Below are 9556 nucleotides of genomic sequence, written 5' to 3' on the forward strand. Positions count from 1 at the left end.
CTGTCTTCAATGGCTTTAATGTTGTACGTGGTCGGCTTTTGATGGTAAAAACTTTCCAGATCGCAAATCCATTCGTTTTCGAACGAGAAGAAAATTACGGTTTCTGTTCCATTTTCATTTACAATGTAGGTCTTGAATGATCCTTTTAAAATAAATCCTTCGTAACTGCTGTTTGAATTTTGGATTTGCAGAAATTGATTCTTTTTGAGTTTGATAATCTCTGCTTTCGAAACAATTATGTCCCATTCTTCATCTGTGAGCGGAATTTTCCTTTCAATGTTTTTTCTTAGTAGGTTGTACATTTTTGTGGTTTTTGTTTAAGGAATAAGTTTGTTTATCGATTCATCATTAATTAGGGGCTTAACCAATGTAATCGATTACGTAAAAATAAGCTATTTGTGCATTTTTGTAAATTTACAAGTGTTAAAAAAATACATTTCGTAGATTTTTTTGTAAAAGTTTGAACTTGTTCAACTTTTTTCCTACAAATAATATTGAGTTTTGCGTTGTCAAACTTTTATAAATAACCAAACTTAATTATGAACTTAAAATCAAAACTTTCAATGTTCGCAGCAGCATTGATTCTCGGATTTACGGCATGTAATTCTGAAGAAATCGCTTCAAACACAGAAGCAAGTATTCAACCAACAAACGAAACAGCGATTAATGCTTCAGCAACCAATACTACGGCTAAAGTTGGAAATTGCGCTGAGGTTCCAGGATGGGCCTCGCAAAATGGAGGAACAACTGGTGGCGGGTCTTCTGCCGAAACTACAGTTACCACTTACGCTCAGCTGAAATCGGCGATTGAAAACACTTCTGTAAAAGTGATTAAAGTATCTGGAACAATTACCATTACTACTAGATTGTCTTTTCAAGATCAAACCGGAAAAACAATTTATGGTGCTAGTGGTGCAAAATTGGTTTCAACGAATCAAACTAAAGACGGTTCTGGAATCATTAACATTAAAAGATGTAAAAACATCATTATTAGAAACTTGATTTTTGAAGGTCCAGGTGCTTATGATACAGATGGTTGGGATAATGCAATTTTAGACGACTGCCAAAATGTTTGGGTAGATCACTGCGAATTTAGAGACGGTGTTGACGGAAACTTCGACATCAAAAACAAATCAGATTATATTTCTGTTACGTACACTAAATTTCACTATCTAAAAGCTCCAAAAGCCGGAGGTTCTGGAGGAACTGATGATCACCGTTTCTCTAACTTAATTGGTTCTAGCGATGGTGCAACTGCCGACCGCGGTAAACTGAGAATTACTTTTGCAAGATGCTGGTGGGCTCCAGGCTGTAAAGAAAGAATGCCAAGAGTTCGCTTTGGACAAGTGCATATTGTAAACAGTTTCTTTAATAGCACTGTAAGCAATAAATGTATTGCAGCAGGATTTGAAGCAAATATTCGCGTAGAAAGCAATGTTTTTGAAGGGGTAAAAAATCCTATCGATTTAATGACGGGTTATACTGCAGTTACAGCTACTGATAATGTATTTACAAGTGTAACGGGAACTCAAGCTGGAAGCGGTACTGCTTTTACTCCGCCATATTCTATTGTGAAATTAGCTAAAACGGCTGTTAAAGCTGATATTTCTGCTAATGCAGGACCTACTTTAGGAGGTAATGTTTGCGGTTCTTTTTAATTGAATTAGAATAAATAGTAAGTTAGTTTTTAGTTAGAACCACGGATTGCAGTAAATGCAGTTCGTGGTTTTTTATTTTTTATTTTGCCACGAAGACGCAAAGGCACTAAGTTTTTCATTTCATATAGTATACCCAAAATTGTCATTTCGACGAAGGAGAAATCTTCACAAGTAACTCGACAAAGATTGGCGATATACTTTGTGGAGTTACTTGTGAAGATTTCTCCTTCGTCGAAATGACAAAGTGTATGGAAACTTTATCAAAAAAACTTTGCGCCTCTGCTCCCGATAGCTATCGGGGTTGCGATATTTCTTAAAGAATGTCAAACGCACTGCTATGCGCCTCAACAAAAAACTTAGAATCTTAGCATCTTAGCTACTCTTTAAAGCACCAACTCCTCAAACAAACGCTGAATAGTTTTCTCCAAATCCTGACTAAAACCTGGATGAGGTCTTGAGGTTTGAATTGCTGAACTTCTAATGGCTGTTAACCATCTAAAACGTTCTGGAATTTCAAATTCAGCAATTGGACCGCCGTCTTTGGCTCCTTTGGCGATTTTTTCTAATGAAGTTAAATTACATTCTAACTGTTCGATGTCGAAATCGTCAGAAAGGGCTTGTATTTTTTCTTTATTTAAATGAAAAAGAACCTTTATAAATTTAGCTTTTTTGCAAAACAAAATGATTCCGATATTTAGGAATTCTTCGCGCTCTACCCTTGGCACAACACGAATCACAGCATATTCGTATAAGTGATTATCTTGCATTTTGCGCCTGATTTACAAATATTTCTGAATTCTCTAATCTTGTCTTTAAAAACTGCAAATAAACATTTCGCAATCCTTCTGGAGTTTCGTCTGCATCTTCCCATTGCAACCAGTCTAGCGGAATTGTATTTACAATTTCTTCTAAAATTTCTGGCGTAAGAATCGCTTTAAACTCAGTATCAACTTCTTTTAACATTGAAGCCTGAGGCAGTAAAACGTGATCTTTTATCAATGCAAACGGACTTTTAGCATGTTGTTCCCAATTGCTCCAAGAATGATGAAAGTACAAACACGCACCATGATCAATCAGCCATAATTCTTTATGCCAAATTAACATATTGGTGTTTCTGAAAGTTCGGTCGACATTGGTTATATAAGCATCTAGCCAAACAATTTGTGATGCTAATTTAGCATCGACAGTTGTTACAACTGGATCAAAAGTAATTGCGCCAGATAAAAAGTGAAGTGCTAAGTTTAAGCCCTGACTTCCTTGCAGTAAATCTTGGATTTCTTCGTCGCCTTCTGTTCTTCCGAAAGCTTCGTCGAGATTTGCGAATACTAATTCTGGCAATTGCAATTTTAAAGCTTTTGCGATTTGTCCGCCAACTAATTCGGCTATTAAAGCTTTTACGCCGTGTCCGGCTCCTCTAAATTTTAATACGTATTTAAAATCGTCATCGGCTTCTGCTAATGCGGGTAAAGAACCGCCTTCGCGCAGTGGCGTTATATAACGCATGACATTTACTGTTCTTAAGTCGAAATTTTTCATTTTTTAAAGATTCTAAGATGCTAAGAAACTAAGATGCTAAGTCTCTAATCTTGGATGTTACAAACTTAATGATTTTTGATTTTAGATTTTTCCTTTCACGCAGATTCAAAAAGATTTGAGCAGATCTTGGCAGATTTACTCTCATTTTTTGTCATCCTGAGGAACGAAGGATCACACTAGAAACTCGACAAAGATTGGCGAATTACTTTATGGTTACTGTGTAGAATTACTTGTGTGACCCTTCGTTCCTTAGGGTGACAAAACGTACAGCTAATTATCAAATTGACACATTCTCTAATTACCTAATTCAAGAAAAGCTTTCCCTAAATACTTAATAATCGTAGAAGCCGTAAAAGATTCATAACCTGTTTTTGGCAAAGCTAAATCGGCTGTTAATCCGTGGAGGTAAACGCCCATTTTGGAAGCATATTTGGGTTCATAGCCTTGTGCTAAAAGACTTGTGAGAATTCCGGTTAAGACATCTCCGCTTCCTGCGGTCGCGAGTGCGGCGTTTCCGCTTGTATTTTCGTAAACAGAAGTTCTGTTTATAATAAATGTTGGTGCGCCTTTCATGACGATAATCACTTTGTATTTTTCTGAAAAAGCAATTGTTTTCTGGAATTTCTCCGATTCTGAATTCCATTTTCCAATTAAACGTTCTAATTCTTTTGGATGAGGTGTTAGAATTGTGTCTTCTGGAACCAATTCTAGCCATGATAAATTTTCTGAGATAATATTTAATGCGTCTGCATCGATAACTAAAGGCGCTTTATTTATTCGCAGAAATTCAAATAAGGCTTTTTGTGTTCCTAGCTCCTTTCCTATTCCTGGACCTATTCCAACAGCTTGCGGCATTAGCGGTAAATGAATGTTGGTAATAAAATTGGTGTTTTCGTCGGTTACGGTCATGACTTCAGGAATAGAGATCTGAAGGATTTGATAACCGCACTTTGGTATAAAAGTCGTTACGAGTCCGCAGCCAGATTTTAGACAAGATTTTGAAGCTAAAACTCCTGCCCCTATTTTGCCATAACTTCCGGCAATAATCACCGCATGACCTTGTGTTCCTTTATGAGTTTTAGGATTTATAGGTTTGTATAATTTTAGAATTTCTTCTTTTGTAATTAAATACGATGATTTCATCTAGACGATTTTATACAATAAAATTACATAAAAAATTGAAATCAAAACTCGTCTTTTGAAACTGATAGTCCTAGCCCTGATAGTAGCGGCATCCTTTTTGTTTTTTCTTTAAAAACAAAAAGATATAGCGGATAGCAGGAAATAGCTCCAAATTATTGCGAAATTTATAATTTAAGGTATTCGAAATCGATATTTTTTGAATAGATTTGCAGAACAATTTTATAAAACAACACAATGAAAAATACTGCGCTTACGCACATACACGAAGGTTTAGGAGCAAAAATGCTTCCTTTTGCTGGTTATAATATGCCTATTACTTATGAAGGGGTTAATGCTGAACACGAAACAGTTCGTAACGGCGTGGGGGTTTTTGACGTTTCGCACATGGGTGAATTTTTGTTAACGGGTCCAAATGCTTTGGCTTTGATTCAGAAAGTGACTTCAAATGATGCTTCTACTTTGACAATTGGAAGAGCGCAATATTCTTGTCTTCCAAATAACGAAGGCGGAATTGTTGACGATTTGATTATTTATAAAATGAAAGAGGAAGAGTATTTACTTGTTGTAAATGCTTCGAATATTGAAAAAGACTGGAACTGGATTTCATCTCACAATGATTTAGGAGTTGACATGAAGAATCTTTCTGATGAATATTCTTTACTAGCGATTCAAGGACCAAAAGCAGTTGAAGCTATGCAGTCTTTGACTTCTGTTGATTTGTCAGCGATTACATATTATCATTTTGAAGTAGCCGATTTTGCTGGATTTAATGACGTAATTATTTCTGCTACTGGTTATACTGGTTCTGGCGGATTTGAAATCTATTGCAAAAATGCCGATGCTGAAGCAATCTGGAACAAAGTTTTTGAAGCAGGAGCTTCTTTTGGTATTAAGCCGATTGGTCTTGCTGCGCGCGATACTTTACGTTTAGAAATGGGATTCTGCCTTTACGGAAATGATATCAACGACACCACTTCTCCTCTTGAAGCTGGTTTAGGATGGATTACCAAATTCACTAAAGATTTTACGAATTCTGAAGCGCTTAAAAAGCAAAAAGAAGCTGGTGTTGCACGAAAATTAGTTGCTTTTGAAATGCAGGAGCGTGCGGTACCAAGACACGATTATGAGATTGTTGATGGTTCTGGAGCGGTAATCGGAATTGTAACTTCTGGAACAATGTCTCCTTCTATGAATAAAGGAATTGGTTTAGGTTATGTTACAACTGCTAACAGTGCCGTTGACAGCGATATTTTTATTAGAATTAGAAAAAATGATGTTCCTGCTAAAGTGGTAAAATTGCCATTCTACAAGAAATAACTTTTATCGAAATAAATTAAAAAATGCGTTACCGATGTAACGCATTTTTTGTTTGTATAAAAAGCTGTTTTAGTCAATGTTCTTCTACCGTTTGTTCGTTTAACGGTTAAATACTTTTTGTTGTCGATATTTCGAAAAAAATACTACAATTTGTAAAAAAATTAGTGTAACTTTAATGATGAACCATGAATTTCATTTATGAAAAAGATTTCACTACTCCTTTTTTTGCTAACATCAACTATGTCCATTGGTCAGAACAGCGCAGAAACTTGTGAAATATTAAACAAAATAAATGCGCTCATTCAAGCGGAACATTTAAGACCTAAACCTGTTGATGACAGCCTCTCTGTGTTTGTTTTTGACAATCTTATTAACGAACTGGATCCTTCTCGCAATATTTTTTATAAGAGCGAATACGACGAATTGGCTCAAAAATATCGCTACAATCTTGACGATTTAATCTTAAAAAACGATTGCAGTTTTCTTACTGATATAAAAGCTACGTATATAAATGGTCTTATTCGCACTAAGAAAGTTTTAGAAAAAATTCAGGCCATGCCAATTGATTATTCTAAAAAAGATACTATACGTTTTTATAAAAAATCTTTTGCTTTTTATTTAAAGAAAGAAGACTTAGAAAAGGTTTGGGTAAAAAAACTGCGTTATCAAATCTTAGACGATATTGCTGAAACAAGTGATAATCTGGATTCTTTAAGAACCAATTTCAAATCGATTGAACAAATTTCTAAAAATCAAATTCTTACAAATGAAATTTGCCGTTTTAGCACCCTAATAGAATCTAATACCAAACAGGAAGAAAAACTATATAATTTCTTCTGCACTTATTTTGACCCGCATACGGCTTATTTTAGCGATGATTCTAAAACAAGTTTTGTTGCTTCTTTATCAAAAGAACATTTGTCACTTGGAATGACAGTAAACCTAAACGAGAAAAACGAAATCATTATTGATGAGGTAGATCCAAACGGTCCTGCGTATCAAACTGGGCAGATAAAAAAAGGCGATCAGATTATTTCGATTTCCAACCAAAAAGAAACGCTTCAGGTTTCTTGCGCTTCATTAGAATCTATTTCTTCAATGATTTTATCAGAAAACAACAAACAGATTACGCTTACTTTAAAACGTAATTCTGGTAAAAGTTTTGATGTTTATATTGAAAAGAAAATGATGAAAGATGAAGAAAATTCTGTTTTTAGTTTCATCATTGGCAAAGACAGCAAAATTGGATATGTTAAAATTCCGAGCTTTTATGCCGACCTTGATGGCACTAGCAGAAAAGGATGTGCAGATGATGTTGCCCGCGAAGTTATAAAACTGCAGCGAGACGACATAAAAGGGCTTGTTATTAATCTTATCGATAATGGCGGCGGTTCTATGGAGGAAGCCATAAAACTTGCTGGAATGTTTGTAGATTATGGTCCGCTTTCGATAGTCGTTGACAACAAAAAAGAGAAATCTGTAATTAATGATCCTTTTAAAGGTGTTATTTACAGAGGACCAATTGTAGTGCTGGTTAATAGCAACACGGCTTCGGCAAGCGAATTCTTTTCTTCTATTATGCAAGATTATAATCGAGCTCTTTTGTTAGGAAGCTCTACGCTCGGAAAGGCTACAATGCAGACTATTCTTCCGCTTGACGAGGAAAAAAATACCGATTTCTTAAAAATTACTATTAATAAGTTTTACAGAATTACAGGTAAAAGCCACCAATATATAGGCGTAAAACCAGATGTTGTGCTTCCTGAATTTTACGAAGACATTTACCAAAAAGAAAGCGATTTCCCGACGGCTATGAAAAACGATAGTATCGAGCCTTTCTTAAAATACAAAACTTACGTAAAGCGAAATCTAATAGATAAAATTGCAAAAAACAGCGCGCAGAGATTATCTGATAATTACTTTTTTAACAATATCAAAAAGATCAATATTAAAATAGATCAGCTTGTAAATGCTCCAAAATCTGAAATTCCGTTGACATTGGATGCGGTTTTTACACAGAAAAAGACATTAGGTGCACTTTGGACAGAGATCAATACTTTTAATGACGAAAATAATCCGCTTGATGTTTACAATTCTAGTGTTAATCAGTTTCTTTTAGGCGCTTATCCAAATGATAAAACGATTAATCAAGATCAAATGGATAACCTTAAAATAAATCCATACCTTAACGAAGCTGTAAATATCATTAACGAATTTAACGGAGGCATGAAATAGTTTTTTTTAAGATACTAAGCTGCTAAGGTTCTAAGTTTTTTTACTGCAATCCCGATTGCTATTGTTTATGCGGGGTTCGCAAAGTTTTTTATATAAAGCTTTGCGTTTTGCAAACCTCACTTTAAAAATAATGTCTTTGCGCACTTTGCGGTTACATTCTACTTAAGCCATTCAACTTGAAATCTGAAACTTGAATCTTAAAAAATCTCAAAAACATTCTATAAAAAAGAATTGTTTTGTTTTTGTAAAAATTTGGAAAACCTTATTTTTGCATCACAAAACTAAAAATTAGAAATGGGAAGAGCGTTCGAATTTAGAAAAGGAAGAAAAATGAAACGTTGGTCTGCAATGGCCAAAACATTTACCAGAATTGGTAAAGATATCGTAATGGCTGTTAAAGAAGGTGGACCAAACCCAGATGCCAATTCTAGATTAAGAGCCGTTATACAAAATGCGAAAGCTGCAAACATGCCTAAAGACAATGTTGAGCGCGCTATTAAAAATGCAAGTAATAAAGACACTGCTAACTATAAAGAAATTTTGTTTGAAGGATACGCTCCTCACGGAATTGCAATCTTAATTGAAACTGCTTCTGATAACAATAACAGAACTGTAGCTAACATTCGTAGTTATTTCAACAAATGCAACGGTACTATGGGAACTCAAGGTTCTGTTGAGTTTATGTTTGACCACACTTGCAACTTCAGAATTGCAAAAGAAGGTATCGATGCTGAAGAGTTAGAATTAGAATTAATTGATTTTGGTGCTGAGGAAGTTTTTGAAGACGAAGACGGAATCTTAATCTATGCTCCTTTTGGAAGTTTTGGTGCTTTACAAAAAGAATTAGAAAACAGAGGTCTTGAAATCCTTTCTTCTGGTTTTGAGCGTATTCCGCAAATTACTAAAGAATTGACTGAAGCTCAAATCGCTGACGTTGAAAAATTAATCGAAAAAATAGAAGAAGATGATGACGTAATGAACGTTTATCATACAATGAAAGAAGAATAGTCTTTCTATAAAATATATTTTAAAGCTCTGGATTCTTCGGAGCTTTTTTTTTACCATAAACGCAAATTCTTAGAAATAATGAATTCTTATTTTAGCAAATTTCAAAATGGAATATTCGCTGTCGTAAAATTAGATGGCAAACTATCTCTTTATTTTGGAGAAAACTCATGGTGGCTTTTAGACGATTGGGAAAATGACATTCTTAATGCTAATTATTTTCAAGAAATAGAATCTTTAAAAATTGAATTTGAAACTATACATAATGCATTTAAAACTGAATATTCCGATTTAGAAAAAAGCACTTATCTTCCTAGTTTGTATATCGACTTTGATCATAAGGAACTTTATAATAACTTTTTTGACCAAGCTTTAGAAAATAGAATTATTGAAGGCTGGAAAGGTATTTTTATAGAAAATAAGAATCAATTTTTAGAAATGATTCCTGAAAATTGCAGGTACTGGAAAATATAAAAATTGGAGTTTTTAAAACTTTTTTGTTTCAATTTATTTTGGTTTTAGTTTCAAATAAAAAATTATATTTGCTAATATCAGATGTAAAACCATTTAAATCTTCATTATGCAATCATCAAAATTTATGAAATTTGCTGTAATAGCGCTTGTAATCTTATTTATTGTCATTAGTGTTATTAGCTAAAAAA

The 9556-nt window shown here is 34.2% G+C and carries 9 protein-coding genes; 5 read left to right on the forward strand and 4 right to left on the reverse strand.

The window, feature by feature from the left end:
• Positions 1 to 302 (reverse strand): Crp/Fnr family transcriptional regulator (locus B3J44_RS07195; RefSeq protein ID WP_414654772.1); only part of this gene is annotated, 302 nt, incomplete at its 3' end.
• Between the two features lie 237 nt (positions 303 to 539).
• On the opposite strand from B3J44_RS07195, the gene B3J44_RS07200 reads away from it, so the two are divergent.
• Positions 540 to 1658, forward strand: coding sequence for a pectate lyase family protein (locus B3J44_RS07200; RefSeq protein WP_286967418.1), 1119 nt, complete (start codon positions 540 to 542; stop codon positions 1656 to 1658).
• Positions 1659 to 2041: 383 nt separating this feature from the next.
• Here the strand turns inward: B3J44_RS07200 and B3J44_RS07205 are convergent, their stop codons facing one another.
• From B3J44_RS07205 to B3J44_RS07215, 3 genes are all read right to left on the reverse strand, one after another.
• A complete protein-coding gene (locus tag B3J44_RS07205; protein WP_286967419.1) occupies positions 2042 to 2425 on the reverse strand; it encodes a DUF3037 domain-containing protein in 384 nt (127 codons plus the stop codon).
• Complete coding sequence (locus B3J44_RS07210; protein WP_198857179.1) at positions 2415 to 3194, reverse strand: HipA family kinase; 780 nt, start codon at positions 3192 to 3194, stop codon at positions 2415 to 2417. The genes B3J44_RS07205 and B3J44_RS07210 overlap by 11 nt, the downstream gene beginning before the upstream one ends.
• 294 nt (positions 3195 to 3488) lie before the next feature.
• Positions 3489 to 4337, reverse strand: coding sequence for an NAD(P)H-hydrate dehydratase (locus tag B3J44_RS07215; protein ID WP_286967420.1), 849 nt, complete (start codon positions 4335 to 4337; stop codon positions 3489 to 3491).
• Between the two features lie 234 nt (positions 4338 to 4571).
• Between B3J44_RS07215 and gcvT the strand changes: the two genes are divergently transcribed.
• From gcvT to B3J44_RS07235, 4 genes are all read left to right on the forward strand, one after another.
• Positions 4572 to 5654 carry a glycine cleavage system aminomethyltransferase GcvT gene (gene gcvT / locus B3J44_RS07220; protein WP_286967422.1) on the forward strand — a complete coding sequence of 361 codons (1083 nt, stop codon included), beginning with the start codon at positions 4572 to 4574 and terminating at the stop codon, positions 5652 to 5654.
• A 198-nt stretch (positions 5655 to 5852) separates the two neighbouring features.
• Positions 5853 to 7889, forward strand: coding sequence for a carboxy terminal-processing peptidase (locus tag B3J44_RS07225; RefSeq protein ID WP_286967423.1), 2037 nt, complete (start codon positions 5853 to 5855; stop codon positions 7887 to 7889).
• 294 nt (positions 7890 to 8183) lie between these two features.
• The gene (locus B3J44_RS07230) at positions 8184 to 8897 is read left to right on the forward strand and encodes a YebC/PmpR family DNA-binding transcriptional regulator (RefSeq protein ID WP_135220250.1); all 714 of its coding nucleotides are present in this window, start codon (positions 8184 to 8186) and stop codon (positions 8895 to 8897) included.
• A 78-nt stretch (positions 8898 to 8975) separates the two neighbouring features.
• The gene (locus B3J44_RS07235) at positions 8976 to 9368 is read left to right on the forward strand and encodes a DUF1033 family protein (protein WP_286967426.1); all 393 of its coding nucleotides are present in this window, start codon (positions 8976 to 8978) and stop codon (positions 9366 to 9368) included.
• Positions 9369 to 9556 lie beyond the last annotated feature (188 nt).

It is taken from the genome of Flavobacterium sp. UBA4854, from assembly GCF_002399805.1.
Taxonomy (GTDB): domain Bacteria; phylum Bacteroidota; class Bacteroidia; order Flavobacteriales; family Flavobacteriaceae; genus Flavobacterium; species Flavobacterium ginsengisoli.

Bases quoted from the DNA above. Each gene is read 5' to 3' on its own strand.
- gcvT (WP_286967422.1), top strand. From the start codon at position 4,572: ATGAAAAATACTGCGCTTACGCACATACACGAAGGTTTAGGAGCAAAA.
- B3J44_RS07225 (WP_286967423.1), top strand. From the start codon at position 5,853: ATGAAAAAGATTTCACTACTCCTTTTTTTGCTAACATCAACTATGTCC.
- B3J44_RS07200 (WP_286967418.1), top strand. From the start codon at position 540: ATGAACTTAAAATCAAAACTTTCAATGTTCGCAGCAGCATTGATTCTC.
- B3J44_RS07230 (WP_135220250.1), top strand. From the start codon at position 8,184: ATGGGAAGAGCGTTCGAATTTAGAAAAGGAAGAAAAATGAAACGTTGG.
- B3J44_RS07215 (WP_286967420.1), bottom strand. From the start codon at position 4,337: ATGAAATCATCGTATTTAATTACAAAAGAAGAAATTCTAAAATTATAC.
- B3J44_RS07235 (WP_286967426.1), top strand. From the start codon at position 8,976: ATGAATTCTTATTTTAGCAAATTTCAAAATGGAATATTCGCTGTCGTA.
- B3J44_RS07210 (WP_198857179.1), bottom strand. From the start codon at position 3,194: ATGAAAAATTTCGACTTAAGAACAGTAAATGTCATGCGTTATATAACG.
- B3J44_RS07205 (WP_286967419.1), bottom strand. From the start codon at position 2,425: ATGCAAGATAATCACTTATACGAATATGCTGTGATTCGTGTTGTGCCA.